The organism is Croceicoccus gelatinilyticus (genome assembly GCF_018398395.1).
Classification (GTDB): domain Bacteria; phylum Pseudomonadota; class Alphaproteobacteria; order Sphingomonadales; family Sphingomonadaceae; genus Croceicoccus; species Croceicoccus gelatinilyticus.
In genome coordinates, this window is the sequence record NZ_JAHCBF010000001.1 from 146,304 (window position 1) to 172,927 (window position 26,624).

Annotated in this window: 29 protein-coding genes; 20 read left to right on the forward strand and 9 right to left on the reverse strand. The window is 63.9% G+C overall.

All coding sequences use genetic code 11. The features are described from left to right. Window positions 1-3: 3 nt before the first annotated feature. The 5 genes from KIH45_RS00825 to KIH45_RS00845 are packed head-to-tail and all read left to right on the forward strand — an operon-like array spanning window position 4 to window position 5,912. Window positions 4-420 (forward strand): NAD(P)H-dependent oxidoreductase subunit E, encoded by a 417-nt coding sequence (locus KIH45_RS00825; protein ID WP_213174119.1) that lies wholly within the window; start codon window positions 4-6, stop codon window positions 418-420. Next, window positions 417-1,955, forward strand: a complete 1,539-nt coding sequence (locus tag KIH45_RS00830; protein ID WP_213174120.1) for an NADH-ubiquinone oxidoreductase-F iron-sulfur binding region domain-containing protein — start codon at window positions 417-419, stop codon at window positions 1,953-1,955. Before KIH45_RS00825 ends, KIH45_RS00830 begins: the two co-directional genes overlap by 4 nt. Continuing rightward, the gene (gene fdhD / locus KIH45_RS00835) at window positions 1,952-2,767 is read left to right on the forward strand and encodes a formate dehydrogenase accessory sulfurtransferase FdhD (protein ID WP_213174121.1); all 816 of its coding nucleotides are present in this window, start codon (window positions 1,952-1,954) and stop codon (window positions 2,765-2,767) included. The genes KIH45_RS00830 and fdhD overlap by 4 nt, the downstream gene beginning before the upstream one ends. Next, complete coding sequence (fdhF, locus tag KIH45_RS00840) at window positions 2,767-5,622, forward strand: formate dehydrogenase subunit alpha (RefSeq protein WP_213174122.1); 2,856 nt, start codon at window positions 2,767-2,769, stop codon at window positions 5,620-5,622. Before fdhD ends, fdhF begins: the two co-directional genes overlap by 1 nt. Further along, window positions 5,619-5,912: a formate dehydrogenase subunit delta gene (locus KIH45_RS00845; RefSeq protein WP_213174123.1), complete on the forward strand. Its 294-nt coding sequence runs from the start codon at window positions 5,619-5,621 to the stop codon at window positions 5,910-5,912. The genes fdhF and KIH45_RS00845 overlap by 4 nt, the downstream gene beginning before the upstream one ends. On the opposite strand, the gene KIH45_RS00850 is transcribed toward KIH45_RS00845, so the two are convergent. Then, window positions 5,909-6,235, reverse strand: coding sequence for a PilZ domain-containing protein (locus KIH45_RS00850; RefSeq protein ID WP_213174124.1), 327 nt, complete (start codon window positions 6,233-6,235; stop codon window positions 5,909-5,911). The two genes, KIH45_RS00845 and KIH45_RS00850, sit on opposite strands and share 4 nt — an antisense overlap. A gap of 203 nt (window positions 6,236-6,438) precedes the next feature. Here KIH45_RS00850 and KIH45_RS00855 point away from each other — a divergent pair, with 203 nt between their 5' ends. The 7 genes from KIH45_RS00855 to KIH45_RS00885 all read left to right on the forward strand — a co-directional run bounded on the left by KIH45_RS00855 (window position 6,439) and on the right by KIH45_RS00885 (window position 11,279). Further along, entirely contained in the window at window positions 6,439-6,945 is a 507-nt protein-coding gene (locus KIH45_RS00855; protein ID WP_213174125.1) for a hypothetical protein, read from the forward strand. A gap of 19 nt (window positions 6,946-6,964) precedes the next feature. Next, on the forward strand, window positions 6,965-7,762 hold the full coding sequence (locus tag KIH45_RS00860; RefSeq protein ID WP_213174126.1) for a cytochrome b/b6 domain-containing protein: 798 nt from the start codon (window positions 6,965-6,967) through the stop codon (window positions 7,760-7,762). After that, entirely contained in the window at window positions 7,759-8,508 is a 750-nt protein-coding gene (locus KIH45_RS00865) for a molybdopterin-binding protein (RefSeq protein WP_213174127.1), read from the forward strand. Before KIH45_RS00860 ends, KIH45_RS00865 begins: the two co-directional genes overlap by 4 nt. 10 nt (window positions 8,509-8,518) lie before the next feature. After that, on the forward strand, window positions 8,519-9,085 hold the full coding sequence (locus KIH45_RS00870; protein ID WP_213174128.1) for a nucleotidyltransferase family protein: 567 nt from the start codon (window positions 8,519-8,521) through the stop codon (window positions 9,083-9,085). Between the two features lie 136 nt (window positions 9,086-9,221). Then, window positions 9,222-9,560: a hypothetical protein gene (locus KIH45_RS00875; protein WP_213174129.1), complete on the forward strand. Its 339-nt coding sequence runs from the start codon at window positions 9,222-9,224 to the stop codon at window positions 9,558-9,560. 7 nt (window positions 9,561-9,567) lie between these two features. Continuing rightward, the gene (locus tag KIH45_RS00880) at window positions 9,568-10,416 is read left to right on the forward strand and encodes a hypothetical protein (protein ID WP_213174130.1); all 849 of its coding nucleotides are present in this window, start codon (window positions 9,568-9,570) and stop codon (window positions 10,414-10,416) included. A 74-nt stretch (window positions 10,417-10,490) separates the two neighbouring features. Next, the gene (locus tag KIH45_RS00885; protein WP_213174131.1) at window positions 10,491-11,279 is read left to right on the forward strand and encodes a DUF2189 domain-containing protein; all 789 of its coding nucleotides are present in this window, start codon (window positions 10,491-10,493) and stop codon (window positions 11,277-11,279) included. A 39-nt stretch (window positions 11,280-11,318) separates the two neighbouring features. Here KIH45_RS00885 and KIH45_RS00890 read toward each other — a convergent pair whose 3' ends face one another. The 3 genes from KIH45_RS00890 to KIH45_RS00900 form a co-directional block, all read right to left on the reverse strand. Continuing rightward, window positions 11,319-11,744: a hypothetical protein gene (locus KIH45_RS00890; RefSeq protein WP_213174132.1), complete on the reverse strand. Its 426-nt coding sequence runs from the start codon at window positions 11,742-11,744 to the stop codon at window positions 11,319-11,321. Window positions 11,745-11,874: 130 nt separating this feature from the next. After that, window positions 11,875-13,497, reverse strand: coding sequence for a Mur ligase family protein (locus KIH45_RS00895; RefSeq protein ID WP_213174133.1), 1,623 nt, complete (start codon window positions 13,495-13,497; stop codon window positions 11,875-11,877). Further along, window positions 13,494-14,258: an alpha/beta fold hydrolase gene (locus tag KIH45_RS00900; protein WP_213174134.1), complete on the reverse strand. Its 765-nt coding sequence runs from the start codon at window positions 14,256-14,258 to the stop codon at window positions 13,494-13,496. The genes KIH45_RS00895 and KIH45_RS00900 overlap by 4 nt, the downstream gene beginning before the upstream one ends. A gap of 92 nt (window positions 14,259-14,350) precedes the next feature. Here KIH45_RS00900 and KIH45_RS00905 point away from each other — a divergent pair, with 92 nt between their 5' ends. Beyond that, complete coding sequence (locus KIH45_RS00905; RefSeq protein ID WP_213174135.1) at window positions 14,351-15,508, forward strand: D-alanine--D-alanine ligase; 1,158 nt, start codon at window positions 14,351-14,353, stop codon at window positions 15,506-15,508. On the opposite strand, the gene KIH45_RS00910 is transcribed toward KIH45_RS00905, so the two are convergent. Further along, complete coding sequence (locus KIH45_RS00910; protein WP_213174136.1) at window positions 15,505-16,266, reverse strand: SDR family NAD(P)-dependent oxidoreductase; 762 nt, start codon at window positions 16,264-16,266, stop codon at window positions 15,505-15,507. The two genes, KIH45_RS00905 and KIH45_RS00910, sit on opposite strands and share 4 nt — an antisense overlap. 77 nt (window positions 16,267-16,343) lie before the next feature. Between KIH45_RS00910 and glk the strand changes: the two genes are divergently transcribed. Beyond that, window positions 16,344-17,327 carry a glucokinase gene (gene glk / locus KIH45_RS00915; protein WP_213174137.1) on the forward strand — a complete coding sequence of 328 codons (984 nt, stop codon included), beginning with the start codon at window positions 16,344-16,346 and terminating at the stop codon, window positions 17,325-17,327. Between the two features lie 171 nt (window positions 17,328-17,498). Then, the gene (locus KIH45_RS00920) at window positions 17,499-17,795 is read left to right on the forward strand and encodes a UrcA family protein (protein ID WP_213174138.1); all 297 of its coding nucleotides are present in this window, start codon (window positions 17,499-17,501) and stop codon (window positions 17,793-17,795) included. Between the two features lie 95 nt (window positions 17,796-17,890). Here the strand turns inward: KIH45_RS00920 and KIH45_RS00925 are convergent, their stop codons facing one another. Continuing rightward, window positions 17,891-19,948 carry a 3-hydroxyacyl-CoA dehydrogenase NAD-binding domain-containing protein gene (locus KIH45_RS00925; protein ID WP_213174139.1) on the reverse strand — a complete coding sequence of 686 codons (2,058 nt, stop codon included), beginning with the start codon at window positions 19,946-19,948 and terminating at the stop codon, window positions 17,891-17,893. A gap of 691 nt (window positions 19,949-20,639) precedes the next feature. Further along, window positions 20,640-21,272, reverse strand: a complete 633-nt coding sequence (locus KIH45_RS00930; RefSeq protein ID WP_213174140.1) for a hypothetical protein — start codon at window positions 21,270-21,272, stop codon at window positions 20,640-20,642. A gap of 75 nt (window positions 21,273-21,347) precedes the next feature. On the opposite strand from KIH45_RS00930, the gene KIH45_RS00935 reads away from it, so the two are divergent. The 3 genes from KIH45_RS00935 to KIH45_RS00945 are packed head-to-tail and all read left to right on the forward strand — an operon-like array spanning window position 21,348 to window position 22,966. After that, a complete protein-coding gene (locus KIH45_RS00935) occupies window positions 21,348-22,106 on the forward strand; it encodes a TlyA family RNA methyltransferase (protein ID WP_213174141.1) in 759 nt (252 codons plus the stop codon). A gap of 21 nt (window positions 22,107-22,127) precedes the next feature. After that, complete coding sequence (locus KIH45_RS00940) at window positions 22,128-22,631, forward strand: TspO/MBR family protein (RefSeq protein ID WP_213174142.1); 504 nt, start codon at window positions 22,128-22,130, stop codon at window positions 22,629-22,631. Window positions 22,632-22,657: 26 nt separating this feature from the next. After that, complete coding sequence (locus KIH45_RS00945; RefSeq protein ID WP_213174143.1) at window positions 22,658-22,966, forward strand: accessory factor UbiK family protein; 309 nt, start codon at window positions 22,658-22,660, stop codon at window positions 22,964-22,966. A gap of 10 nt (window positions 22,967-22,976) precedes the next feature. On the opposite strand, the gene KIH45_RS00950 is transcribed toward KIH45_RS00945, so the two are convergent. Both KIH45_RS00950 and KIH45_RS00955 read right to left on the reverse strand, forming a co-directional pair. Next, window positions 22,977-23,846, reverse strand: a complete 870-nt coding sequence (locus KIH45_RS00950) for an energy transducer TonB (RefSeq protein WP_213174144.1) — start codon at window positions 23,844-23,846, stop codon at window positions 22,977-22,979. 60 nt (window positions 23,847-23,906) lie between these two features. Then, window positions 23,907-24,794 (reverse strand): hypothetical protein, encoded by an 888-nt coding sequence (locus KIH45_RS00955; RefSeq protein ID WP_213174145.1) that lies wholly within the window; start codon window positions 24,792-24,794, stop codon window positions 23,907-23,909. Window positions 24,795-24,879: 85 nt separating this feature from the next. Here KIH45_RS00955 and recO point away from each other — a divergent pair, with 85 nt between their 5' ends. Beyond that, complete coding sequence (gene recO / locus KIH45_RS00960; RefSeq protein ID WP_213174146.1) at window positions 24,880-25,488, forward strand: DNA repair protein RecO; 609 nt, start codon at window positions 24,880-24,882, stop codon at window positions 25,486-25,488. A 49-nt stretch (window positions 25,489-25,537) separates the two neighbouring features. After that, window positions 25,538-26,593 (forward strand): 3-isopropylmalate dehydrogenase, encoded by a 1,056-nt coding sequence (leuB, locus tag KIH45_RS00965; protein ID WP_213174147.1) that lies wholly within the window; start codon window positions 25,538-25,540, stop codon window positions 26,591-26,593. Window positions 26,594-26,624: the final 31 nt, after the last annotated feature.

Consider the following 26,624-nt stretch of genomic DNA (forward strand, 5'->3'; position numbering starts at 1 on the left):
GTCATGGACCGGATCGACCAAATCGTCGCTCGCCACGCGGACCGTGAAGGCCCGCTGCTTCCCATCCTGCATGACGTGCAGGCGGAACTGGGGGCGATCGACACGGCTGCCGAAACCCGCATCGCATACTTGCTGAACCTGACCCGCGCCGAAGTGCACGGGGTGGTCAGCTTCTATCACGATTTCCGTGCAGAGCCCGACCCGCGCCCCGTCGTGCAGGTCTGCCGTGCGGAAGCGTGCCAGGCCCGCGGGATCGAGGCGATGATGCCTGCCGTTGCCGCAGCGGCTGGCGACAGAGTGCGGGTCGAGACGGTCTATTGCCTCGGCCTGTGCAGCGTCGGCCCCAATGCGCGGATCGGCGACGATCTCCACGCGCGGCTGGACGAAGGTGCACTGACCAAACTGGTGGAACGCGCATGACCACGGTCCGCATCTCAGACGACGCAGTTGCTCGCGCTTGCGGGGTGGACAGGGTCGTCGCAGCTTTCGAAAAGCTGGGCTGGACGGTCGAGCGCGTGTCGAGCTGGGGCATGCACTGGCTCGAACCGCTGGTCGAAGTGAACGGCGTCGGCTGGGGTCCGGTAATGGCGGACCGCGTGGCCGAAATTGCCGAAGGCGGCGCGGATGATCTCTGCATCGGTCCTGTCGCTGCGTATCCCTTCATCGCCAGCCAGCAGCGCCTGACTTTCGCGCGGGCGGGGCGGACCCGTCCGCTCAGCCTTGAGGATTACGCGGCCACCGGCGGCTGGGCCGGGCTCGACCGTGCCCGCGCCATCGGCAGCGAGCAAGTGCTGGCCGAGATGGTCCAGTCGGGCCTGCGCGGTCGCGGCGGCGCGGGCTTTCCCGCCGGAATCAAGTGGCAGACGGTGGCCAAGGCGGAAGGCGCGCGCAAGTACGTCGTCTGCAACGCCGACGAAGGCGACAGCGGCACCTTTGCCGACCGCATGGTCATGGAAGGCGATCCCTTCGCGCTGATCGAGGGCATGGCGATCTGCGCTTATGCCGTCGGGGCAGGGCAGGGCTATGTCTACCTGCGCAGCGAATATCCCGACGCCATCGCCAAACTGAATGCGGCGATCGAGCTCGCCACGCCGCGCATCGCCCCGTTCCGCATCGAGGTTCGCGTCGGTGCGGGCGCATACGTCTGCGGTGAGGAAACATCGCTGCTCAACAGCCTTGAAGGCAAGCGCGGCGAAGTGCGGGCCAAGCCGCCGCTGCCCGCGCTGCAGGGTCTGTTCGGCTGCCCTACGGTCGTGAACAATGTCCTGACGCTGGCCGCCGTGCCGCATATCCTCACCGAAGGCGGGGCGGTGCGGTACGAGAACCTCGGCATTGGCCGGTCCAAGGGCACGATGCCGATCCAGATCGCGGGCAACGTCAAACAGGGCGGGCTCTACGAAACCGCCTTCGGCGTGACCTTGAGCGAACTGGTCTATGACATTGGCGGGGGCACCGCTTCGGGCAGGCCGGTAAAGGCCGTGCAGGTTGGCGGACCGCTGGGCGCCTATATCCACCCCGATCAATTCGACATCGCCTTCGATTACGAGGCCTATTCCGCTGCCGATGCACTGATCGGCCACGGCGGCATCGTGGTGTTCGACGATACCGCCGACATGGCGGCGCTTGCCCGCTTCGCGATGAAGTTCTGCGCGGCGGAATCCTGCGGCAAGTGCACGCCCTGCCGCATCGGATCGGTGCGCGGCATGGAAATCATCGAGCGGATCCTTTCCGGTGGGCGTCAGGCCGACGCGGTCGAGAAATTGCCCCAGATGCACAACGTGCGCCAACCACAGCGCAGCCTTGAAGAGCAGGTCGCCTTGCTCGAAGACCTGTGCGAGACGATGAAGTTCGGCTCGCTCTGCGCGCTGGGTGGGTTTACGCCCTATCCGGTGCTCTCCGCGCTGCGCCACTGGCCCGAGGATTTCGGGCTCACCAAACAGGCGGTCCCGGCATGAACGGCACCGAACTCGCCCGCGTCCAGCGGCTGGGCCTTGAGGCGGAAGGCGACGGCGAGCTTGTCCGCCCGCTCGCCATCGAAACGCCGGTCGCCATCGAATACAACGGTCTGGGCTATGCCGTGATGATGGCGACGCCCGACAGGCTCCAGGATTTCGCGCGCGGGTTCACCCTGTCCGAAGGGCTGGTCGACGCGGCATCGAAGATCGAGGCGATAGACGTTCACGAAACCGCGGACGGCTGGATCGTGCGCGTCGCGCTTCCGCCAGAGGCGATGGAGCCGGTTATCGCCCGTGCGCGCACCCGCGTTTCGGAATCGAGCTGCGGGCTTTGCGGCATGGACAACATCGCCGAAGTCCTGCGCCCGATGCCGCGCATCACCGCGAAGATCGAAACGACCCGCGAGGCTATCGCCGACGCGCTGCGACGCCTGCACCATCACCAGCCGATGGGCCTGCGCACCGGCGCCATGCACGTCGCCGCGTTTTGCGCGGCGGACGGTTCCATCGTGCTCGCCGCAGAGGATGTCGGGCGTCACAATGCGCTCGACAAGCTAATCGGCGCAATGGCGCGCGAAGGGCGCGATGCGGGCGCGGGGTTCATACTGCTGTCGGCGCGTTGCAGCTTCGAACTTGTCGAAAAGACGGTGCGTGCCGGCTGCCCGCTGCTCGTCACCATATCCGCGCCGACCAGCCTTGCCGTCGACCGCGCGGCGCAGGCGGGTCTTGCGCTCGTCGCGCTGGCCCGGCGCGATTCCGCGCTTGTCTTCGGCGATCCGCAAGGCGTTCTGGCACTTGAGGGAGAAGCCTGATGGGATACGCGAAACAGCCCGATTTCGGCACGCCTGAAGTCCGCAGCGACCACACCGTCACGCTCTCCATCGACGGGCGCGAAGTCACCGTCCCCGAAGGCACCAGCGTCATGCGCGCAGCGGCCGAAATCGGCGGCGACATCCCGAAACTGTGCGCGACCGACATGGTGAAGAGCTTCGGCTCCTGCCGCCTCTGCCTTGTCGAGGTGGAAGGCATGCGCGGCACGCCTGCGTCCTGCACGACGCCCGTAACCGAGGGCATGGTCGTGAAGACACAGACCCCGCGGCTGGAAAAGCTGCGGCGCGGGGTGATGGAGCTCTATATCTCCGACCACCCGCTCGATTGCCTGACGTGCAGCGCGAACAACGACTGCGAGCTTCAGGACGCGGCTGCCGAAGTGGGCCTGCGCGATGTGCGTTATGGCTATGACGGCGCGCATCACCTGGGGCAGGTACCGGACCTGTCGAACCCCTATTTCCTCTTCGCGCCGGACAAGTGCATCGTTTGCTCACGCTGTGTCCGTGCCTGTGACGAGGTGCAGGGCACGCTTGCGCTGACCGTCGAGGCGCGCGGGTTCGACAGCAAGATCAGCGCGGGCACGGCCAAGGACGATTTCCTGTCCAGCGAGTGCGTGTCATGCGGCGCCTGCGTGCAGGCCTGCCCGACATCCGCGCTCATGGAAAAGAGCGTGAAGCAGCACGGCAAGCCCGAACGCTCGGTCGTCACGACTTGTGCCTATTGCGGCGTCGGCTGCACCTTCCGTGCCGAGATGCGCGGCGAGCAACTGGTCCGCATGGTCCCGTGGAAGGAAGGCAAGGCGAACCGCGGACATTCCTGCGTGAAGGGCCGTTTTGCCTGGGGCTATGCGAACCACAAGGACCGGATCACCTCGCCGATGATCCGCGATTCCATCGACGAGCCATGGCGCGAGGTCAGCTGGGCCGAGGCAATCAGCTATACTGCCGGACGGTTGAAGGACATTCGCGCGCAGCATGGCGCAAGGGCGCTGGGCGGTATCACCTCCAGCCGTTGTACGAACGAGGAAACGTTCCTCGTCCAGAAGCTGGTGCGCGGCGGGTTCGGATCGAACAACGTCGATACATGCGCCCGCGTCTGCCACTCGCCGACGGGTTACGGGCTGAAGACCACCTTCGGTACCAGCGCTGGCACGCAGGATTTCGACAGCGTTGAGCACAGCGACGTCATCCTCGTCATCGGCGCGAACCCGACCGACGCGCACCCCGTTTTCGCCAGCCGCATGAAGCGCCGCTTGCGGGAAGGGGCGAAACTGATCGTCATCGACCCGCGCCGGATCGATCTCGTCCGCTCGCCCCATATCGAGGCTGCGCACCACTTGCCGCTGCAACCCGGCACCAATGTCGCGGTCCTGACCGCGATGGCTCACGTGATCGTGACCGAGGGGCTGGTCGATACGCAGTTCGTGGCCGAGCGCTGCGAAGTCGACGCCTTCGAGGACTGGGCCCGTTTTGTCGCCGACGAGAGCCACAGCCCTGAAAGGCTGGAGCCTGTCACCCGCGTCCCCGCCGAAGAACTGCGCGCCGCCGCGCGGCTATTTGCGACGGGCGGTAACGGCGCAATCTATTACGGCCTTGGCGTCACCGAACACTCGCAAGGGTCGAGCACTGTCATGGCCATCGCGAACCTCGCCATGGCGACCGGCAATATCGGACGCCCCGGCGTCGGCGTGAACCCCTTGCGCGGGCAGAACAACGTGCAGGGCGCCTGCGATATGGGCTCCTTCCCGCACGAGCTTTCGGGCTATCGCCATATCTCCGACGCCGAAACCCGCGCCCTGTTCGAAAGCGACTGGGGCGTCACGCTGGATGCAGAGCCGGGGCTGCGCATCAACAACATGCTCGACGCCGCGGTCGACGGCACGTTCCGCGCGATCTACATCCAGGGCGAGGATATCCTGCAGTCGGACCCCGATACGAAGCACGTCGCGGCGGGGCTGGAGGCGATGGACTGCGTCATCGTCCACGATCTCTTCCTGAACGAGACCGCGAACTACGCCCACGTCTTCCTGCCGGGCAGCACGTTCCTAGAAAAGGACGGCACTTTCACCAATGCCGAACGCCGTATCCAGCCGGTCCGCCGCGTGATGGACCCGGCGAACGGATACGAGGACTGGCAGGTCACGCAGCTTCTGGCGAACGCGATGGGGCTGGGCTGGGACTATGGCCACCCGAGCGAAATACTGACCGAGATCGCGCGCCTGACGCCGACTTTCGCGGGCGTGACGTGGGAACGTTTGTGCGAGGAAGGTTCGCTGCAATGGCCGGTGAACGAGGCCAATCCCGATGGCGCGCCTGTCATGCACGTCGATGGTTTCGTGAGGGGCAAGGGACACTTCGTCGTCACCGAATATGTGCCGACCGATGAAAAGGCCGGCCCGCGCTTTCCGCTGCTGCTGACGACGGGGCGCATCCTGTCGCAGTACAACGTCGGCGCGCAGACGCGGCGCACGGCAAATACGGCGTGGCACCCCGAAGACCTGCTGGAAATGCACCCCACCGACGCCGAGAACCGCGGGCTGAACGATGGCGACTGGGTGCGCCTTGCCAGCCGCAAGGGCGAGACGACCCTGCGCATCAAGGTGACAGATCGTGTTGCGCCGGGGGTGGTCTATACAACGTTCCACCACCCCGAAACGCAGGCGAACGTCGTGACGACGGACTTCTCCGACTGGGCCACGAACTGTCCCGAATACAAGGTGACGGCAGTGCAGGTCTCGGCCTCCAACGGACCGACCGACTGGCAGGAAGACTATGCCGATCTTGCCGAACGCTCCCGCCGCATCAGCCATGAGGCTGAGGGGGAGCCGGCGGAATGAGCGACACTTACGTCTCTGATACGCATCGGCGCCTGATCTACATGGCGAACCAGATCGCGCGCAATTTCTGCGCGCTCGACCATGATGCCGCCGCGGCCGCGACGGCCGATCACATCGCGCAGTTCTGGGATCCGCGCATGAAGGCGGCGGTTGCGGGTGACGAGGCCGACCTGTCGGACGTCGCCGCGCGCGCTTTTGCGATCCTGCGCGAACAGGGCGAACCGGCACCGCAGACGCGGGCGACGGTGTTCAACGATGCGGATGAAGGTGGACGGTCCGACGCGGGTTAACTAAGCCGCGGTTCCGGATCAGGGTTCAGCGCGCCGCGGGCATGGGCATGCTCAAGATGTTCTAGCAAGGCGCTGTGCAGCGGGCGGGTGAACGCCAAGCCGCAGAACGAACCGTATTGCCAGCGGACCTGTGCCGAAACGGGGGCAAGGTTGCCGATCGCGATCGACAGGCCCTTGCCGGGAGCCAGAAGTTCGACGCCGTTACGCAAGCGGCAGCCCATTTCGGAAATATCGATGACCGAGGTCTCGAACTCGGCACCGTCGTCGGTCCGGTATCCGGCGGGTATGCTGACCCGGGAGCGAGGATCATGGCGTGCGGTCATGCCCCTTCATAACGCGGGTACGCTTAACGTTTCGTCCCCCCTCTACAGGGAAAATAATGCGCAAACGGCGCTCGAATTGCGTAGATTGACGGCTTTCGGGGCGACTTTGGGATGCCTTGCGGCTGTCACGGTGGTCGTGCAGTGTGCAATTCGACGCCGCCCGGGCATGGTGCCCCGCCGGCCATGATGGAAGGGGGTATATCATGCGTTACCTTGCCCTGTTCACTGCCTGCAGTGCGTTTGCTCTTTCTGCCTGTGGCTCTGCCGAGGAACCGGCGGCAGAGGTCGAGACGCCGGTCGAAACGGCGGAAGCCAGCGAGCCTGAGCCCGCCGAAACAGTCGATGCCGACTATGTCCCGGCCAAGCAGGTCGCCGATATCCCGATCGAGCGGGTGGAATTCGCCGCCGGCGAAAATGCGATCACCGTCGAGGATTCGATCACCGGCTACGAATCGGTCGATTACGTGGTGAAGCTGGCTGCAGGACAGCCGCTCAACGTCTCCATGGCGACCCAGCACACCGCGACATATTTCAACCTCATCGCACCGGGCGAGGAAGACGTTGCCTTCTTCATCGGTTCGACCGAGGGTAACCAATACGAAGGTATGACCGAATTGGCAGGGGACTACCGCATAAGGGTCTACATGATGCGCAGCGCCGCCCGGCGCGAGGAGACTGCCGATTACCGCCTCGAGATCATCGCCGGATAATGCAACTCCGCCCCGTGTGGTGAGGCGCCACCGCGTCTCCACGCGGGCGTGGCACTGGCTTAACGTCGTCGCCGTCTTCACCCTGCTGATGAGCGGGATGACGATCTTCAACGCCCACCCCCGGCTATACTGGGGGCAATATGGAGCGAACCCGGACCAGCCGTGGTTGCACATCTACGCAACGCGCGGGGGTGAGGGGGTCTTGCGCGTCGGGTCGGTCGAGGTGGAGACGACGGGCGTGCTGGGCGTCTGGGAAAAAGACGGGCGCACGCAGACGCGGGCCTTTCCGCACTGGATGACGCTGCCGTCGCATTACAGCCTCTCTTCAGGGAGGAAGTATCATTTCCTCGGCGCGTGGCTGCTGGTGATTGCAGGCGTGCTTTACTTGCTGTGGTCATTGGCAAACCGCCACGTCTGGCGCGATCTTCTGCCCAGCCGGAAAGAAATCGCCCCGCGCCACTTGTGGCACGATATCAAGGACCACGCCCGTCTGCGTCTGCCGCGCGGTGAGGCGGCGGCGCGGTACAATCCGCTGCAGAAGCTGGCCTACCTGTCGGTCCTCTTCGTGATCCTGCCGGTAATTGTCCTGACGGGATTGGGAATGAGCCCGATGATGAACGCCAGCTGGGGCTGGATACTCGACCTGTTCGGCGGACGGCAGTCGGCGCGATCGGTCCACTTCATTGCCGCGTTCCTGCTCGTCGCCTTCATCGTCCTCCACCTTCTCATGGTGGTGATCGCAGGGCCGGTAAACGAGATCCGGTCGATGATTACGGGCCGCTTCCGCCTGCCGCCTGAAAAGGGAGACACGCCATGATCATCGGACGGCGCAAGCTGATCGCGGGGCTGGGCGCGGGGATCGCGCTGGGCGGGTGCCAGAAGATACTGGAAACCGAACCGGCTGACGGGCTGGCCTCCTCGCTCGACCTGTTCACCCGCGATGCGCAGCGGCTGGTGACGGACCGCAATGCGCTCGCCCGTGAATATGCGCCTGAAGAGCGCAGCCCCGATTTTCGCGCCAACGGATCTCGCACGGTCGATACGCCCGAATACCGGCGGCACCTGGCGAACGGCTTTGCCGACTGGCGACTGACCGTAGGCGGCATGGTGGCAAGGCCGCTGTCGCTCTCCATCGCCGATCTTCAGCAGATGCCCGCCCGCACCCAGATCACGCGGCACGACTGCGTCGAGGGGTGGAGCGCGATCGGCCAGTGGACCGGCACGCCTCTGTCGCACCTGCTGCGGCTGGCGCGGATCAGCGACAGGGCGCGTTACGTGCTGTTCCGCTGTGCCGACAGTTTCGGCGACACACCCTATTACGAATCTATCGATATGATCGAGGCGATGCACCCGCAGACGATCATGGCATGGCGCATGAACGGTCAGCCCCTGCCTGAACGCCACGGCGCGCCGTTGCGCCTGCGGGTGGAGCGACAGCTGGGCTACAAGCACGCGAAGTACGTGACCGGCATCGAGGTAATCGAGGATTTCCGTACGATTGCGGGCGGCAAGGGCGGTTTCTGGGAAGACCGCGCCGGATACCAGTGGTGGGCCGGGATCTGAGCGACGCGACGTGAGCCCGCAGAAGTTCCTCGACCTTGCCCTGCAGAACCCGGTGAACCGCGCGCTGCTGGACCGCTTGCCCGCGTTTGGCCTGCCCGAATGCTACCTGACAGCGGGATGCCTGTTCCAGACGGTGTGGAATCTGAAGTCGGGCCGCGAAGCGCAGTGGGGCATCAACGACTACGACGTCTTCTATTACGACGAAGCCGACCTCAGCTACGAGGCAGAGGACGAGGTGATCCGGCTGATCGACGCCGCGACCGCCGATCTTGGCGTGACCGTCGAGGTCCGCAACCAGGCGCGCGTGCACCTCTGGTATGCCGACCGTTTCGGCGGCGAATATCCGCCGCTGGGCTCGTCGAGAGAGGCGATCGAACGCTACCTCATCCCGTGCACCTGCATCGGCATCGATGTCGCGACAGGCGAACTGTTCGCGCCTTATGGCCTCGAAGAAACGGCACGAGGCCTGCTGCGGCCCAATCCGGTGAACTACAAGCCAGTCCTCTTCGCGAAGAAGGCGCAAAGTTATCGCGAACGGTGGGATTGGCTCGAAATCGACCCGGTTTGTAATGCCTGATCAAAAAATTGCGGGGTTTGTAACTTGATCGGAACAACCCTCGCGGCTCTCATGCTCGCCAAGTTTTACGTGCAGGTCGCATGAGGCAGAACGGGACTTTTGCCGCGACCCGCTGACAGACCGGGGGGGATCCGCAATGAACAAGTTTATCGGCGCAGCCGTCGCCATTTCGCTCGCCGCCATGCCGTGTGCGGCGCAGGCAGAAGAAGAGATGAAGCCGGAGAAGCTGGTCGAGTTTGTGTCCGAATGCGCCTATGTCGTGCACACGGTCGGCGTTGATGAAGGCGGCCTTCGCCACGGTAGCGAGGATTGGCAGTCGGTCCTCGCGCAAGTGAGCGAGAAGGCCGGTATCGACCCGCTGCCCTTCCTTCAGCAGGCAAAGGCCAAGTACGAACGCAGCGCCAAGAAGATGGGCGCGGACTGGACGTACAAGCGCATGATCGCCCGCGCGCAGGACTGCGACCAGCAGCTGTAACCGCGCCATGCGATGCCGCGCCACAACGGGGGCCGCGCTGGCAGCTCTCCTGCTCGCACAGCCGCTGGCCGCGTCCGACAGGGACGAGGAGCTGGCGACGCTCGTAACCGTGCTCGAATGCAACATGGCGATGGAACTGATGACCGAGGCGACGGGCATTCCCTATGCCGTCGACCCCGACACCATCGCCATCGACTACGAAGCGCGGCTGCGCCAGTCGACGTTCACCGATGAAGAGGTGATCGCCGAGTTGAAGCGGACGTGGCACGAATATCGCGACACCAGCGGGCAGGACGCGTTCTTCTCCTACGTCGAAGGCGCGGCGGACGAGTGCAATGCGATCTACCTCGAAAAGGCGCAAACACCTGCGCCTGCGCCGACCCAGTCCGGCCCGCCGAAGGTCATCACGGCGGAATATTTGCGCGATCACCTGGCCCGCAACGGAGATTACCGTTCGGTGGCGGATTTCATCGTCTACACGCTGCCCAACGGGAAGAACCCGTTCGAGGAAAATGCGATGGGCGAACTGCTGGGGCAGATGGTTGTCGAAACCGGCGCGAAGGGGCTTATCAAGTTCAGCGAGGCGGCGATCATGGCGATGGTTGAGCATCGTTACTGGCAATACAATCCGCCGGCGACGCGGCTGGTCGATGCCGAGTATCGCCGTCGTCTGCGGGTGAAGAACTATACCGCGCAGGAAGGCAGCCGTTGGGCGCAGCGCGCCGCGGCCGACCGCGCCGAACAGGCCCGCCGCGCCGACGCGCCGTGGATTGGATCGATCGGCAAGCACTGCGAAAAGTACATGGAACCTCCAGGGCCTGGGACGCCCGCCTACTGGGTCACGAAGTGCCAGTAACGTCGCGGGCTTGAAGGGCCGCCGATCCTGATGCACCCTTGCTTGCGAATAGGGCGCTTTGCGGGAGAGGTGTCATGACGACGGAAAGCCGGACGGGGCATGCGCAGATTGCGCCGGTGGCGGTTGCCGACAACCTGACGATTGCAGACTTGGGCGCGGCTCTGGCCGCAGGGTGGCGGGATTTTGTCGCCAGTCCCGCATATGGGCTGTTCTTCGCTGCGACTTACGTGGGGGCAGGGCTGTTCCTTGCCTATGCGCTGATGGAATGGGACGCGGTTGCATGGCTGATCCCGGCGGCGGCGGGCTTTCCGCTGCTCGCGCCCTTCGTCGCGGTTGGCCTTTATGAAGTGAGCCGCAGGCGCGAGGCGGGCGAGCCGCTGTCGTGGGGAGCGGTGCTGGGCGCGCTTCGGGGCAGGGGTGACGAACAGATCCTCTCGATGGGCGTGATCGTTTTCGTCGCCTTCGGGTTCTGGCTGATGGTCGCCCACGGCATTTTCGCGGTGTTCCTGTCGGAATCGGGCATCGGCGGCGAATCGCTGGCGCTGTTCGCGACACCTGCTGGCATGATGATGCTGGCCGTGGGCAGCCTAGTCGGCGCGGTCATGGCGCTGGCGTTCTATGCCATCACGGTCTGCAGCCTGCCGATGCTGGTCGACCGCGAAGTCGATTTCCTGACCGCGATCATCGTCAGCCTTGGTGTCGTGCGGTCCAACACCTTCGTCATGCTGGCATGGGCGGTGCTGATCGCGGTCCTGCTGTTTGCCGCGATGTTGCCGGCGTTTCTGGGTCTGCTGATCGTGCTGCCGGTTCTGGGCCACGCGACATGGCATCTCTATCGCCGCGCGGTGGCCGGGTCCGATTGAGGGGACGGGCCAATCGGCCCACCCCCTCGCTTCATCGGGTCAGTCGTCCGCCTCCATAGCGGCCAGCCTTTCGGCCGCCGTTTCCGTCATGACGATGGTGTCGATATGGCTGGCGATCATCGCCATCATCGCACCGCGCTGCGGTTCGATGCCGAGCTTTTTGCGGGCGGCGATGAACTTGTCCCGGTCGCCTTCCTTCGCTGGCTGAGAGAGGACCATCAGGTTCCACGCATCGCCCTGGACGTGCCAGAAGTACTGTAGGGGCGGAAGCTGCGCCTCGGCACGGATCTGGTCCATCTGCGCCATCTGTTTTACAACGTCCATGTATCTGCCGGGTGCGAAGTGATACTCGGTCAGGATCGGCAGGTCGTCGAGGCTTTCCTGCGCGGCAGCAGGCGGTGCGACGGTGAATACGCACGCTGTCGCGGCGGCCAGCGTGGCCGCACGAATGGTCTTCCAGATCATATAGTTTATCCCCAGTGACCGGGCCAATGACCCGGCGGCGCGACCCTGAACCGTCCCTGCTTCCCCCCGGAAGATCGGGGGACGGCCTGAGCTCAACATGCACATCAATTGCAGGCTTGGCAAATGGGGGTCAGAGCAGGCGGCGCTCTTCGAGAAGATCGGGCAGGTCGTTTTCGTAAAGCACGACGTCTTCGGGCTTTGCCTCGACCTTCAGCGCCTCGCGCGCATCGGCGAAACTGGCGACCTCGATCGCGGTCTTGCCGTTCGCGGATAGCGAGGAGGTGAAGGTGCCGATGCGCGACGGGTTCACGGCATAGACGACGTCGGCAAGGCTGGCGGTATATTCGCCGAGGCTTGCGTGAACGCGGTCATGTTCGATCCCCAGTTCGGCAATGCCGGGGGTGACGAGGATCGAGCGTCCGCCGCGCTGCTTCGCCAGTTCCGATGCGACCGCGACCGCGTTGCGGAAGCCTGCCTCGTTCGCGTTGTAGGCATCGTCCAGCACCAGCGACTGGCCGGGGCTCTCGCGCTTTTGCAGGCGGTGCGGGACCTGTTCGACATCGGGCGTGACGAGCGGAATTCGCGTCGCGATCGTGGGGTCGATGATCCACGCCGCTGCCACGGCCAGCGCCGAGTTCGTGACATTGTGTTCGCCCAGCAGCGGCAGTTCGTATTCGAGCGTCGCGCCATCCGCACCCTCGCGCCGGTCTTCCAGCACGATCTTCCAGTCCGCCTCGACCAGCGCGGCGCTGACGATGCGGATGTCGGCGGTTTCTTCCGGCCCGACAGAGATCACCTTGCCCGGATAGTCGGCGCGCAGGACCCGGAACGGTTCGTAGTCCAGCACTTGCGTCGAAACGATCGCGGTGCCGCCGTTTTCGCACACGTCCTCGACCAGTTCGGACTTGGCCTTCGCGATGTTGTCGACCGATCCGAACCGTTCGGTATGCGCGTCGCCGATGGCCGTGACGATGCCGAAGTCGGGCTTCACGAAGTTGCACAGGCGGTGGATCGACCCGATGCCGTAGGCACCCATCTCGGCGATGAAATAGCGGTGGCTCCACTGCAGCCGTTCGCGGATGTGGCGCGTCAGGCCCAGCACCGTGTTGATCGATCCGCGCGAATAGAACACCGGCCCTGACACGGCGAGAACCTCGGCGAAGATGTGCTTCGTCGTCGTTTTGCCGAAGCTGCCGGTAATGCCGATACGCTTGGGGTTGAGGCGGGCGAGCTTCGTGCGCGCCTCGTCGATATAGCCTTCGTTGATCCGTTCCTGCGCCGGGGTAAGGATGCGGTTCGCCAGGATCAGCGTGAAGGGCAGCAATTGCAGCCCGATGATCGCCCAGATGATGCCGATCAGCGCAAGCAGCACCAGCACACCTGCGAACACCGCCGCCAGCTTCCGGATGCGGCGCACGCGTTCGGTGAGGACCAGCGGTTTCTTGTAACTGTAGCGGCTTTCCTTCCACGCGATCCAACCGATCACCGCGGCCGCGGCGACGATGGCCGTGAAGAGCAGACCCCTGCCAAGCGCAGCCTGCGTGATCACGATCGTCGCGATCAGCAGCGCCAACAGCACGAGACTGGCGCGTACGTCATAAAGCCGCACCCGCCTCACCGCGCCCAGGAAGCGCGAACCGTTGTATTCTTCCTGCTGGAAATAGGTCAGCAGCGTATGCAGCCGCACCCACGCCAGCGCGCCGAGAGAGAAAATCATCGCAAAAAGGGCGATCGGCAGCATCAGTTCGCTCATGCGACCTCTCCCGGAACCGTCACGGCTTCCTTGATGGCAAGCGCGATCTGGTGCCGCCCGCGATCAAGGATCGAGATGTGGTCGTAATGCGGGCACTCGACATAAGTGCTGTTGGGTACGAGCGCGGCGATCTTCTTGCCGATTTCCGGCGGTGTTTCAGTATCGGCGCTGCCGTAGATCAGCGTCGTTTCGGTCGGGATGCGGGGCAGGTCCGCGCTCTGGTCCTCGGAGATCGTGGCGACGAAGATGTCGCGCATACCGGTCTCGCGGCTCATGACATAGTCGGGACTGCCGAATTTCTTTTCCAGCGCGATCAGGTCATCCTCGGTCTTTGCCTGCGCCTTCAGTTTCTGGAACTTGCGGCCGTTCCACTTGCGCTTCCACCGTTCCTTCGTGGTCACGTCGCGCGGAACGCCCGCGCCCGCCACGATGACGAGGTGATCGAGCATGCCGGGCGACTGTACGCCAAGGCGTAGCCCCAGGCGCCCGCCGAAGCTGTGGCCGACCCACACGCACTTCGAAATGCCGAGGTCGCCCACGATGTACCGTGCCATGTATTCGGCGTATTCCACCGTTCCCCATGCATCTTCGGGCCGCTCGGACTTGCCGTGGCCGGGAAGATCGAACAGGTAGGCATCGATCGACGGGGCAAGTGCCTCGGCAACGGGAATGAAATCGCGGTGCGACCGGCCCCATCCGTGGCCGAAGACCACCTTGGGCTTACCCGGCGTGCCGATCCTGATGTGGTGGGGAGGCTGCATGGCCCCCTTCTTACAGCGCCCGCGATGGCGCACAAGTTGACACCTGCGAGTCGCACACAGGGTGCGACGAGCAAGCTGGGGAAAGTGGCTTGATGGCCGATAAAAAACGGGTTGCAGTTCTGTTTGGCGGCGCAAGCCAGGAGCATGACGTCTCTGTCGTGTCTGCGCACCAGTTGATGGACGCAGCCGACGTGCGCGGGATCGAGGTCGTGCCCGTCTATACCGACTTCGAGAACCGGTTCTTCTCTGCCCCCTTCCTGCGCGACATCCGCCGCTTCCGGCCCAAGCCGTCGGGCGCGCCCGAAGTCATCTTCTCGTGGTCCGAACGCGGGCCGGTGATGCGCGAGCGCAAGAGCCTGAAGGAAACGCCGATCGACTGCGTCTTGCCGGTTTTTCATGGGCCGTTCGGAGAAGACGGGCGGCTGCAGGGCCATTTCGAGCTGCTGGGCATCCCCGTTACGGGTTTCGCCGCTGGGTCGAGCGCGATGGCCATGCGCAAGGACGCGACCAAGGCGCTGGTGCGGCTGGCGGGCGTCAACGTGCTCGACCACGTGACTGCCAACCGCTCGAAGCTGGCCGATACGAAGGCGCTGATCGCCGAGGTCGAGGCGAAGTTCGGTTTTCCCACCATCGTGAAGCCGGCGAACCTCGGCTCCTCCATCGGGGTGGGCCTCGCCAAGACCGCGGCGGAACTACCCGCGCTGGTCGCCTATGTTCTGGCGCAGGACAATCTCGCGATCATCGAGCCACAAGTGCAGAACCTTGTCGAATACAACATCGCGATGCGGTGGGACGAGGCGGCCCAGGAAGTGAAGTTCTCCGCCATCGAGCGGCCCAAGTCGGGCGCCGAACTGCTCGACTTCAAGGAAAAGTACCTGTCATCGGGCGGCGGCACCAAGGGCGCATTCCTTCCGAGTGAGGGGATGCTCTCGCTCACCCGCGACATCAATCCCGACCTTCCGGCCGAGTTCAAGGCGACGATCCACGACTATGCCCGCCGCGCCTTCATGACGCTGGGCCATCGCGGCGCGCCACGCATCGACTTCATGTCGAACAAGGCGACGGGCGAGATCTGGTTCAACGAGATCAACGCCATCCCCGGATCCTACGGCTTCTTCCTGTGGGAAGCCGCCGAAGAACCCAAGCTGTTCCCCGAACTGGTCGAACACCTCGTGGAAGAGGCACTACGCGACACGGTGAAGCGTTTCGACGACCCCGTGCCGCAGGGCGCGTACCTGCTCCCGCGTTAAAGCGAGGACACCAGGTGCCCGCCGTCCACGGGGATGACGGCACCGGTCATGTAGGCCCCGAGGTCGGAGGCGAGCAGCAGCATCGGCCCGTCGAGGTCGGGCAGGTTGCCGAAGCGCTGCATCGGGATGCGGTTCAGCATGTCCTGACCCAGCGGGCTTTCGAGCAACCCTTCGGTAATCTCGGTCGGGAAGTATCCGGGGGCCAGTGCGTTCACGCGGATGCCGTAGCGCGCCCATTCGAGCGCGAGTTGCTTGGTCAGCTGCACCACCGCCGCCTTGCTCGCCGCATAGGCCGACAGCGTCGGGCCCTGCCGGAAACCGAGGATCGAGGCGGTGTTGACGATCGATCCGCCGATGCCGTCCGCCTTCATCGCCTGCGCACAGGCCTGCGCCATCGCGAAGACGCCGGTGAGGTTTACCGCGATGACTTTCTCGAACTCGGCAAGCTCCTGCTTGATCGCCATGCGCGCGCCGTCGATCCCTGCGTTGTTGAGCAGGATCGTCGGCGTGCCGAGCGTTCCGGCGATCGAGGCGACGACATCCTTGCACGATGCGCCATCGGCAACGTCGAGCGCGACCGCCTCTGCCTTCACGCCGCGCCCGCGCAATTCGTCGCGGAGGGCCTCAAGCCGGTCCACCCGCCGCGCGCAGAGCGCGACGTCCGCGCCGTGTTCGGCAAGGGTGAGGGCGAAGTGCGCGCCGATCCCGCTGGATGCGCCGGTGATGATGGCCGTGCGGCCCGAGAGGTCGATTTTCATGGGCGCAGGGGTGCAGTTTTCACCGGTCCCTTGCAACTGCTTGTTAAACGAGGGGCGAGAGGTTAGCCGTTCGTTTCATGGCAAAAGAAAAAACGAAAAGCCTCGTCACTATCGACGTGGGAGGGACCAACGCTCGCTTCGCCCTGGCCGAAGTGGCGGACGGGAAAGTCGTCTCGGTGGGCGAACCGACGACCTTCGCGACAGGATCGGTCGACGGCCTCGCCGCTGCGTGGCAGCGGTTTGCAGATGCCCATCCCGAAGGCCTGCCGCGCGCCGCCGCGATTGCCGTTGCAGGGCCGGTCAACGCGAACGAGATCCGCTTCACCAACTCGCACTGGGTAATCCGCCCTGCCGCCATCGGCGCGGAGCTCGGCGTCGATGCCCATTGTCTGATCAACGATTTCGAAGCGGTCGGCCATGCGGTCGCCGCGGCGGGCGAGGAGCATTTCCTGCACCTGTCGGGACCAGAGGACATCCCCGAGTTTGGCACGACGACGATCACCGGGCCCGGCACCGGTCTTGGCGTTGCCGCGCTGGTGCGCCGTCCTGATGGGTCCTATCGCGTCCAGCCGACAGAGGGCGGCCACATCGGCTTCGCACCCGAAGACCGCGTCGAGGAGAAGATCCTCGCTGTCGTGCGTGAATCGCTGCCGCGCGTTTCGGTCGAACGCATGTGTTCGGGCCCTGCCATCCTCTATCTCGCCGAAGCCATCGCGCGGATCGAAGGTCTGCCCATGCCGTCGGGAGACGACCGCGAGCTCTGGCTCTCGGCGATCACCGGCACCGATCCGGTCGCGGTCAAGGCGATGGAGCGGTTCTGCATGATCCTTGGCGCGGCGGCCGGTGACCTTGCGCTGGCGCATGGTTCGAACGCGGTGGTGATCGCAGGCGGGCTTGGCCTGCGCCTGCGCGACCAGATCCGCGCATCGGGCTTTGCCGACCGCTTTGTATACAAGGGCAGGTTCAAGTCGCTGATGGAAACGATCCCCGTCAGGCTGATCACGCACCCACAGCCGGGACTGTTCGGCGCGGCGGCTGCGTTCGCGCAAGCCCACAGCTAAGTCGTTCATTAGACAGGCGAACGGCGGTCTTGCCGTTCGTCGGGCCCGATATGTCGTTCGTCGGCAAGCGGAGTCGTTCGTCGGCAACTGTGTTGCGGCTATAGAACACCGAATGCGCGACGCGGCGATGCGCGGCACAAGGTCCTCGTCATTTCGAGGAGGACTAGAACCATGAAGATCATCGCAGCCATCGCCGCCACTGCCGCCCTTGCCACCGCCGCTCCGGCCTTCGCCGGTTCGGTCGAAGTGAAGTACAAGGATCTCGACCTTTCGACCGCCGCCGGTCAGGCCCAGCTTGAGGATCGCCTCGACGACGCCGCCCGTGCCGTGTGCGGCATGGACGAGATCCAGACCGGCACCCGTATCCGCAGCCGCGAAGCACGAAACTGCTACGCCGGTGCCAAGGCCCAGCTTTCCAAGCAGATCGCCACCCTGGCCGAGAAGCAGAAGACGGCAAAGGGCGGCTGACTGCCCACGACCCAGCAGTTCCCAAGCAGTCAATCGCCTGCGCCCGACCGCTCCCGTGCGGTCGGGCGTTTGCCGTTAGAGGTGGTTGGTTCGCTTCAAGTGAAGGAGCCGCCCTCTGCTGCCAGCTTCTTCAGCGAAGTCGCCGGTTCGATGCCCATCTGCTCCAGCCCGGCAACGATCTTGTCGAGGCCGTGGATGTCGGCCCAGCACATCGGACCGCCCTGATAGCTGGGCCAGTTGTAGCCGAGGATCGCGGCCACATCGATGTCGCCCGCCCGCAGCGCGATGCCTTCATCGAGGATCTTCGCGCCTTCGTTGATCACGGGGTAGAGCAGGCCGGCGACGACCTGTTCCGGCGTCAGTTCGACATCGCCTGCAATGCCGCGATGCTTGCGCACCTTCTCGATGATGTCATGCGCGGCGGGCGCAGGGGTGCCGCGGCGCTTTTCGTCATAATCGTAGAAACCGCCGTTCAGCTTCTGGCCGCGCCGTTCGATCGCCACCAGTTCGCCGGTCAGCGTCATGTCGCCGGGGAAAGTGATGACGTCGAGACCGATGAGGTCGAGCAGGGCGATCGGGCCCATGGCAAAGCCATAGTCGCGCATCGCCGAATCTATCACCTGCATCGGCGTTCCGGCCAGCAGCATTTCCTGGCTGGCGACCATGTAGGGCAGCATCAGGCGGTTGGCGATGAAGCCGTCGCACACGCCTGCCAGGACCGGCGTCTTGCCGATCTTGCCCGCCAGCTTCATGCCGGTGGCGATCACGCTGTCGCTGCTCTTGTCCCCGCGCACCACTTCCAGAAGCGGCATGACGTTGGCGGGCGAGAAGAAGTGCAGGCCCAGCACCATTTCGGGGCGGCTGGTGAAGGTCGCGATGTGGTTGATGTCGAGGAAGCTGGTGTTCGACGCCAGGATCGCGCCCGGCTTGCAGATGGTTTCAAGGCGGCTGAACACCTTCTCCTTGATCTCCATCGATTCGAACACAGCCTCGATCACGAGGTCGACATCGGCCAGCGATTCCATGTCGAGTGAACCGGTCAGAAGGCCCATGCGGGTCTCGACGTCCTCGTCGGTCAGGCGGCCTTTCTTGGCCGTGTTCTCATAGTTCTTGCGAATGACGCCAAGCCCGCGGTCCAGTGCTTCCTGCTTCACCTCGACGATGGTCACCGGAATGCCGATGTTGGCAAAGTTCATCGCAATGCCGCCGCCCATCGTGCCGGCGCCAATAACGCCAACGCTCTTCACGTCGATCAGCGGAGTGTCCTTGGGAATGCCCGGCACCTTCGATGTTTCGCGCATGGCGAAGAAGACGTGGCGCAGCGCGCGCGACTGGTCGGAGGTGAACAGCTTGTCGAAGTTCGCAGATTCGACCGCCATGCCCTCGCGGAAGGGCAGGTTCACGGCGGCCTTTACCGAATCGAGGATCTCGTCAGGCGCGATCACGCCGCGGAACAGGCGGCCATGCTCGGCCTTGAACCGGTCGAACAGGTCTGCGTCGGCGCGGTCCTTTTCCACCATGTCGGTCTTTTCCGACACGCGCGGCAGCGGGCCGTCCTTGGCCATCATGGCGGTGGCCATGGCAGTCGCCTCTGCCATCAGCGCGTCGTCGGCGACGACCTTGTCAACGAGGCCCATCTTTTCAGCGAGCGCAGCCTTCACCGGTTTGCCCGTGACCATCATCTGCAGCGCGGCTTCCGCGCCGACAAGGCGGGGCAGACGCTGCGTACCGCCCGCGCCGGGCAGCAGGCCAAGCGTCACTTCGGGCAGGCCCATCTTTGCCGAGGCAGCAGCGACGCGGTAGTGACAGCCCAGCGCGACTTCGAGCCCGCCGCCAAGCGCGGTGCCAAAGATCGCGGCGACAACCGGCTTGGAACAGGCCTCGATCTTGTCGACGACGCCGGGAAGCCAGGGTTCGCGCATGCCGATGTCGAATTCGGCGATGTCGGCGCCGGCGGGGAAGGTGCGACCCTTGGCCGAAATGATCGCGGCCTTGATGCCCGTGTCGCTTTCGATCTCCGCGATCGCGGCGGCCAGACCTTCGCGGACCGACAAGCCCAGTGCGTTGACCGGCGGATTGTCGATCAGAACGACGGCAATGGCGTTCTCGACGCTCAACGTGACGGTATCGGACAGGGTCTTGGTTTCGGACATTCAGGTCGCTCCTCGTGTCTCTTTGCGTGTCTGCGCATGCACAGCCGCGCCTCGTTTCGGCGCGTTGATGACGCAGCGCGGCATAAATTACAATTGCGCAGGAAAAACCGGTCTTTTGGCGAGGTAGCGGGAATAACCGGCGAAATAATGAGAAAGCCCGTAGCAGGGCAATCCCGCTACGGGCTTTCGCATGGTCAGCGGCCGGAAGTGCCGCCCTGACGAAACCTCTATCGTTTCACACCCCAAAAGCGGGGCGGATTAACGATAATGCCTCGTAGTGGACTTCACCGACCTCTCTGCTGAACCATGAGACATCGGATCACCTCCTTTCGCGCCGGGGCCAAGATTTAGCCGCGTGCCGCAAGCCCCCAAGTTAGCCTGCGAGCGGCGGGGTCGGGCGGTGTATCCGAGCGATCTGAGGCCTTGCGCCTGGCTATCGCCGTTCCGCTCCGTCCTTGATTCGAGAGACTACTTTTTTGGCGCTGCACAACAAGTCTTGCGTGAAACTTATTCACTGTCATAATCGATGACTTCGGGAATTGGCCTTGCGGCAAACCTATGAAAAAACAGGGTTTGTCCGCGCCGACCGGCTCGTGCTTACAGCCCCCGAAGTCCTCCATCAGACCGTTGTTCAGGCCCGCCGCGGTGGGCGGTGCACAACTATCCACAGTCGTGTTGGGGTACCCGAATTTTAGCGGCAATCCTCGACCACGCGGGCGATCTCCGGCCAGCTTGGCAGATAGAGCGCAGACAAGCCCGGAACCTGCACCGCGACACGGCCACGGCTGAAGATCATAGCGTCGAGAATCGGGTCGTAGGGCTGCAGCGTCGCGACGGTGTAGGCCGACGGAGTTGTCACTGCGCCTGCGGGCAAAGTGCGGTCCGCTTCGGTCGAAGTGATGTGCATCGATGTCGCGCCCGGACCGGTGCCCGCGCGCCACAACTTCACCTGGCGGTTCGCCGGTTCGCAGGCGAGAATGAATTTCGCATCGCCATTCGCTTCGCCGAAAACGGCGCGGGTCGCGGTGCCGCTGCTGACATATTGCCAGTCGCCAGCGGTAAGCGGCGCGTCGAGCCAGCCCGAGGGTGCTTCTGAAACCGGCGGCGGAGTAGGCGTCGGTGTCGGCGCGGGAGCAGGGGCAGGGGCAGGGGCCGGCGGCGGGGCCGAGACAGGCTCAGGCGCGGGCGGCACACAGGAGGCAAGGCCAAGCCCCGTCGCCGCGACGGCAGAGCCCATCAGCAGCCACGTGCGGCGCATCGCCTTGCGGGCAATGGTATTGCGCTGGGTTTCGGAAAGGGCGGGCACGTCGTCGCTTGGCGTCATGCGCGCGTTATGCGAAGGGCTGGCCTCGCACTCAAGCCCCTTGACGCCAAACCGGTTTTCCTTTTCGCCCGTCCGATGATCAAGCCACCTGCCAGCAAGCCGAAAAAGCAGCGCGTGGACCAGATGCTGGTCGAACGCGGCCTCGTCGAAAGCCGAAGCCGCGCGCAGGCGCTGATCATGGCGGGCACGGTCTTCACCGGCGAGACCAAGTTGGCGAAGGCGGGGCAGCAGCTCCCCGAGGACGCGCCGCTCGAAGTGCGCGGGCGCGATCATCCCTGGGTCAGCCGTGGCGGCATCAAGCTGGCCCATGCTATCGACGAATTCGGCCTCGACCCCAAGGGCGCGACCGCGATGGATATCGGCAGTTCGACCGGCGGGTTCACCGATGTCCTGCTGCAAAAGGGCGCAGAACACGTTTTCGCCGTCGATTCGGGTACGAACCAGCTGGCGTGGAAACTGCGTCAGGATGAGCGTGTGACCGTGCTCGAACAGACCAGCGCCCGTATCCTGACCCCCGAACACATCGACCGCCCCTGCAACTGGGTCGTCTGCGACGCCAGCTTCATCGGACTTGCCAAAGTCCTCGAAGTGCCGCTCGCGCTCGCCGCGCCGAACGCAACGCTTGTCGCCCTTATCAAGCCGCAATTCGAGGTGGGTCGAAACGAAGTCGGCAAGGGCGGCGTCGTGCGTGATCCGGCGCTGCACGAACGGGTCTGCGATGAAGTCACCGACTGGCTGGAATCGATCGGGTGGACCGTGAAGGGCCTGACGACCAGCCCGATCACAGGGCCCGAAGGCAATGTCGAGTTCCTCGTCTGGGCGGAACGCGGCTGACCCCTCGCGCGTTCAGGTGGCATGGACACCAAGATCGCATCCCCTGATACCTCCCGTTCGGTCCTCAAATGGGCCATCCTGACCGTTCCCGTCGTCGTCGTACTGGGCCTCCTGTCCGGCTGGGCCTCGGGCTCTGGCGGGGACGGGGAATGGTTCAGTTCGCTGGTAAAGCCAGACATCTACCCGCCGTCCTACCTGTTCGGCGTGGTCTGGACGATCCTCTACGTCCTCATGGGCTTCTCGCTCGCCTTCGTGCTGGCCGCGCCGCCCACGCCGTTCAAGCGGTTTGCCGTGACGATCTTCGCGGTGCAGCTGGTGGTGAACGTGCTGTGGTCGCCGATCTTCTTCAGCGCCCACCTCATCGCCTTTGCCTTCTTCTGGATCGTGCTGCTGATCGTGCTTGTACTGGCGACGATGGCCTATTTCGCGCGGGTCAGCCGTACAGCGATGCTGCTGCTTGTCCCCTACCTTGCGTGGATCTGCTTTGCCGCGGTGCTGAACCTGCGATTCTGGCAGTTGAACTGATCGGTTATCGGGGCCACATAGGAACCATGCAGAGCGACAATCCCCGTATCTCGGACATCACCCGCATGTTCACCGCAGCCGCTGGTACTTTTGCCGGCATGGCGCAGGAATCGGCCGAAGCTGCCCGCGAACGCTTCAAGGAAGCGCTGGGCGGCATGGACTTCGTCAGCCGCGAGGAATTCGAGGTGGTGAAGGAAATGGCCGTGAAGGCGCGGGAAGAGAACGACAAGCTGGCCGAGCGTATCGCCACGCTCGAAGCCGAAGTCCTGCGCGCCGCCTCCAAGAAGGCCGCCGCCCGCAAGACCCCGGCCAAGAAGGACGCGCCCGAGGGCTGAGACTACGGCCTCAATGAAGTCGATAGTGTGCTGTCCCAAGAAAGATGCCGGTTATCGGATTTTCGTCGGCGTCAAGCGCCGGGGTGAACTTGGCGTACCGCCGCCAGTTCCTGCAAGTGAAGTCGGCCAGGCTTTTCGACGCAAGGTTCTGTGTGACTCGGCATTCGGCAGGTTTTCCTTTTTCGTCGACGATGAGTATGAACGTTACGTCGCCCTGTTCGGCGTTAATGATTGCTGTTGAAGGATAATCGATGAGTACCTCATTCTCGTTGTAGTTGAGCAATTCAACAGGGCGAGAGCGGTTACGCAGCGTGACGGGGTCGACCCCCATCTCGGATATCAGATTGTCGAGACATGTCCGGAGCGCGTTGAAAGGTGCTTTCAAACTCCCGGTCATGTAAGCGAGGTCCGCACCGGTTTCATCCGTGAGAAACAACCCCTCGACACCGGCTTCGGTTGTCATACGCTCTGCCTCGTTCCGATAGTCTTCATCCGAAGGATTATCGGTCAACCCTGCAACATTGTGACCAAGCCCGGCTTCGAACATCAGACCGGTTCCTGCTTCGAACTTGATAGGTGTGACCTTACCCGCTTCCTGGGCCTCAGCCATCTCCGACCAACGGAACTTCAATCCCTTGGTGTCGAGTTTGCTTGGATAGACCAGCACGTCAAAGCCCGCCTTTCTTCCAGATGGCGCCGCGAATTCGAGCGTAGATTTCTGTTCGCCCTCGCCGAACGTGGCCCAAAGCCTGCAGCTGCTGTCGGCGTAATCCATGACCCAGGCTGACGATTTTTCGAGCTTTAGCTGTTCTGCCGACGCGCTCGAGGCCATGCCCGTCGCGACCATGCCGAGCGCGGTTGCAAGCGCTTTGGATTTCATTGATTTTGGTTCCTTACTGTTAGAAACGGCTTGTCAGATGTCGATCTAAACTGCCTGTTTCTACTCTTGAACATAAACGATGTCGGTCTGCCAGATTCCTTTGATGGGCGATCCGTCGCGGCCAATCGCGGGTTCGAACTTGGCGACCTTCTTGATCAGGTCGCACGACTCCTTCATCACATTTTCAGGTTCCATTCTGAAAAGTGTGTGGCAGGCCGTGACTGCGCCGGTTTCGTCGATGTCGAGGCGTATGCTGTTATGGAACCTGCTATAACGAGCGGCTCTTTCTTGCGGAAATAGGCTCACGAAACGCCGAACCCATTTCTTGTAATCGATCGGCTTTGGGCTGCTGATACGTGCCTTGTAGGCCGCAACGTCTATGCCCCAGTGTCGCATCAGTTCGTCAGTGCACTTTCGCATGGCGTCGAAGGCTGGACGCAAGTTACCGGTCTTGAAAATGACGTCCGATCGCAGGCCCTTCAGCAGGTACAGGCCATCGGCCTTCGCCTCGGCGTCTTGCAACAGTCCTACAACGACAAGCGGCGGCGTTTCTTCTGTCTTTATTTCCGGGTCCAGAAACGTGTGGCTGAAGATGACCCCATCGTGATCGTCTACTTCAATAAGAGACTTTGCCTTCTCCTCCCGATCGGGCCCATCTTCGCTCCAGCGTATTGTTAAGTCACGGCCCTGCCTTTGCTTTAACCCCTTGCCGTAGACCATGACATCGAAACTGTCAGAAGGACCGTACTGCTGGAACTCCAGCATATAGGGCTTGCCTTCGCCATCGTCCTCCTCGCTACGGAAGGCGCGGCGCAGTTTGCAGCTATCCTCGGCATAATCCATGACCCACGGGGTCGAAGGGAGCAGCGGAAGCGGCTGGTCTTCGCCAAAGGCTGGATGCGACACGGCCAGGGAAAGAAGCCCGGCCCCCAAGAAAAGCTTCTTCATGACAGCAGGTTAGGCGAGAGGCCCCTAAAAGGTCAAACGTCTGCGCGCTTGCCAGCCGCGCTTATGCCCGCCACATCCATTACCCATGGAAATCCGCGCCCCCGCCATTGTCTGCGCCAGCCGCGCCCACGGAGAGACTGCGGCCATTGCTCGGGTGTTTACGCGCGAATTCGGGATGCTGGCGGGCTATGTCGCGGGCGGGCGGGGCAGGCGGATGCGGCCCGTGCTGATCCCCGGCAACGTGGTCGAGGCGGACCTTCGCGCACGCTCGGCCAGCCAGTTGCCGTTCCTTAAACTCGAACTCGTCACCAGCCGCGGGCCCTGGCTGACCGAGCCTTTGCCCGCCGCCGCGATCGGCTGGGCGACGACGCTGGCAGCCTCGGTCCTGCCCGAACACAATACCTATCCTGCGCTCCACGATGCGCTTTCGGGGCTGCTGGAGGCAATCTGCAATGCGCCCTCGGCGCGGATGTGGGCGCTGGCCATGGCGAAGTACGAGGTGCTGACCTTGCGCGAACTGGGGTTCGGCGGGGGCGAGATACCTCCGGTGGCAGAGGACTGGGACGAAATTCTTGCCCTTCTGGACGGCAGCGGGCGGCAATTATCCCGCAGGCTGCTTGCAGATCGCCGCACGAATGTTATGGGCGCGCGCGAAGTCATGATGCAGCGGCTTGCCCGGATCTCCGGCGGCTGAGCCTGCTGCCCCAGAGCATCGACCCAAAGAGCACCGAAAGGCACAGCACATGAAGATCGCGGTTTTCCCCGGCGACGGTATCGGCCCCGAAGTCACGGCACAGGCGCTGCGCGTGCTCGATGCCCTGCCGCTTCAGGTCTCGCTGCTCGAAGGCGATGTCGGCGGCGTTGCCTACAAGCGCCACGGCCACCCGCTGCCGGAAGAAACGCTGGTCGCCGCGCGTGAGGCCGATGCGATCCTGTTCGGCGCGGTCGGCGATTTCGACTGCGATCACCTCGAACGCCATCTGCGCCCCGAACAGGCGATCCTCGGCCTGCGCCGCGAATTGAACCTGTTCGCCAACTTGCGCCCCGCCAAGGTGTTCGAGGGGCTGGAGCATACCAGCGCGCTGAAGCCCGAGATCGCGGGCGCCATCGACCTCTTGATCGTGCGCGAGTTGAACGGCGACGTCTATTTCGGCGAAAAGGGCATGCGCAAGACCGACGCGGGCCTGCGCCAGGGCTATGACATCATGTCCTATGACGAAGCCGAAGTGCGCCGCATCGCCGTCGCCGGTTTCGAAGCCGCGCAGAAGCGCCGCGGCCGCCTGTGCAGTGTCGACAAGGCCAACGTGCTGGAAACCAGCCAGCTGTGGCGCGACGTGGTGATCGAAACCCACGCCGACTTCCCCGACGTGGAACTGAGCCACATGTATGTCGACAACGCGGCGATGCAGCTGGTGAAGAACCCGGGCCAGTTCGACGTCGTCGTCACCGGCAACCTGTTCGGCGACATCCTGTCGGACCAGGCCTCGATGTGCGTCGGTTCGATCGGCCTCTTGGCCAGTGCCTCGCTGGGCGATCGCAAGACCGAGTACGGCACGTTCGGCCTTTACGAACCGATCCACGGCAGCGCGCCCGACATCGCGGGCAAGGGCATCGCCAATCCGATGGCAACCGTCCTCAGCCTTGCCGAACTGCTGCGCCACTCGCTCGGCCAGGAAGAACTGGCCGCACGTGTGGAGAACGCGGTTGCCAAGACGCTGGCCGATGGTATCCGTGGCGGCGATCTGGGCGGGGATTCGAATTGCGCCGAAATCGGTGACGCAATCTTAACGCGCCTCTGATAACATTGCGAAAATTCATCTGGCTGGGGGG

Excerpts from the sequence above, each read along its gene's own strand:
- KIH45_RS00825 (WP_213174119.1), top strand. The coding sequence starts at position 4 with ATGGACCGGATCGACCAAATCGTCGCTCGCCACGCGGACCGTGAAGGC.
- KIH45_RS00830 (WP_213174120.1), top strand. The coding sequence starts at position 417 with ATGACCACGGTCCGCATCTCAGACGACGCAGTTGCTCGCGCTTGCGGG.
- fdhD (WP_213174121.1), top strand. The coding sequence starts at position 1,952 with ATGAACGGCACCGAACTCGCCCGCGTCCAGCGGCTGGGCCTTGAGGCG.
- fdhF (WP_213174122.1), top strand. The coding sequence starts at position 2,767 with ATGGGATACGCGAAACAGCCCGATTTCGGCACGCCTGAAGTCCGCAGC.
- KIH45_RS00845 (WP_213174123.1), top strand. The coding sequence starts at position 5,619 with ATGAGCGACACTTACGTCTCTGATACGCATCGGCGCCTGATCTACATG.
- KIH45_RS00850 (WP_213174124.1), bottom strand. The coding sequence starts at position 6,235 with ATGACCGCACGCCATGATCCTCGCTCCCGGGTCAGCATACCCGCCGGA.
- KIH45_RS00855 (WP_213174125.1), top strand. The coding sequence starts at position 6,439 with ATGCGTTACCTTGCCCTGTTCACTGCCTGCAGTGCGTTTGCTCTTTCT.
- KIH45_RS00865 (WP_213174127.1), top strand. The coding sequence starts at position 7,759 with ATGATCATCGGACGGCGCAAGCTGATCGCGGGGCTGGGCGCGGGGATC.
- KIH45_RS00875 (WP_213174129.1), top strand. The coding sequence starts at position 9,222 with ATGAACAAGTTTATCGGCGCAGCCGTCGCCATTTCGCTCGCCGCCATG.
- KIH45_RS00880 (WP_213174130.1), top strand. The coding sequence starts at position 9,568 with ATGCGATGCCGCGCCACAACGGGGGCCGCGCTGGCAGCTCTCCTGCTC.
- KIH45_RS00885 (WP_213174131.1), top strand. The coding sequence starts at position 10,491 with ATGACGACGGAAAGCCGGACGGGGCATGCGCAGATTGCGCCGGTGGCG.
- KIH45_RS00890 (WP_213174132.1), bottom strand. The coding sequence starts at position 11,744 with ATGATCTGGAAGACCATTCGTGCGGCCACGCTGGCCGCCGCGACAGCG.
- KIH45_RS00895 (WP_213174133.1), bottom strand. The coding sequence starts at position 13,497 with ATGAGCGAACTGATGCTGCCGATCGCCCTTTTTGCGATGATTTTCTCT.
- KIH45_RS00900 (WP_213174134.1), bottom strand. The coding sequence starts at position 14,258 with ATGCAGCCTCCCCACCACATCAGGATCGGCACGCCGGGTAAGCCCAAG.
- KIH45_RS00905 (WP_213174135.1), top strand. The coding sequence starts at position 14,351 with ATGGCCGATAAAAAACGGGTTGCAGTTCTGTTTGGCGGCGCAAGCCAG.
- KIH45_RS00910 (WP_213174136.1), bottom strand. The coding sequence starts at position 16,266 with ATGAAAATCGACCTCTCGGGCCGCACGGCCATCATCACCGGCGCATCC.
- glk (WP_213174137.1), top strand. The coding sequence starts at position 16,344 with ATGGCAAAAGAAAAAACGAAAAGCCTCGTCACTATCGACGTGGGAGGG.
- KIH45_RS00920 (WP_213174138.1), top strand. The coding sequence starts at position 17,499 with ATGAAGATCATCGCAGCCATCGCCGCCACTGCCGCCCTTGCCACCGCC.
- KIH45_RS00925 (WP_213174139.1), bottom strand. The coding sequence starts at position 19,948 with ATGTCCGAAACCAAGACCCTGTCCGATACCGTCACGTTGAGCGTCGAG.
- KIH45_RS00930 (WP_213174140.1), bottom strand. The coding sequence starts at position 21,272 with ATGACGCCAAGCGACGACGTGCCCGCCCTTTCCGAAACCCAGCGCAAT.
- KIH45_RS00935 (WP_213174141.1), top strand. The coding sequence starts at position 21,348 with ATGATCAAGCCACCTGCCAGCAAGCCGAAAAAGCAGCGCGTGGACCAG.
- KIH45_RS00940 (WP_213174142.1), top strand. The coding sequence starts at position 22,128 with ATGGACACCAAGATCGCATCCCCTGATACCTCCCGTTCGGTCCTCAAA.
- KIH45_RS00945 (WP_213174143.1), top strand. The coding sequence starts at position 22,658 with ATGCAGAGCGACAATCCCCGTATCTCGGACATCACCCGCATGTTCACC.
- KIH45_RS00950 (WP_213174144.1), bottom strand. The coding sequence starts at position 23,846 with ATGAAATCCAAAGCGCTTGCAACCGCGCTCGGCATGGTCGCGACGGGC.
- KIH45_RS00955 (WP_213174145.1), bottom strand. The coding sequence starts at position 24,794 with ATGAAGAAGCTTTTCTTGGGGGCCGGGCTTCTTTCCCTGGCCGTGTCG.
- recO (WP_213174146.1), top strand. The coding sequence starts at position 24,880 with ATGGAAATCCGCGCCCCCGCCATTGTCTGCGCCAGCCGCGCCCACGGA.
- leuB (WP_213174147.1), top strand. The coding sequence starts at position 25,538 with ATGAAGATCGCGGTTTTCCCCGGCGACGGTATCGGCCCCGAAGTCACG.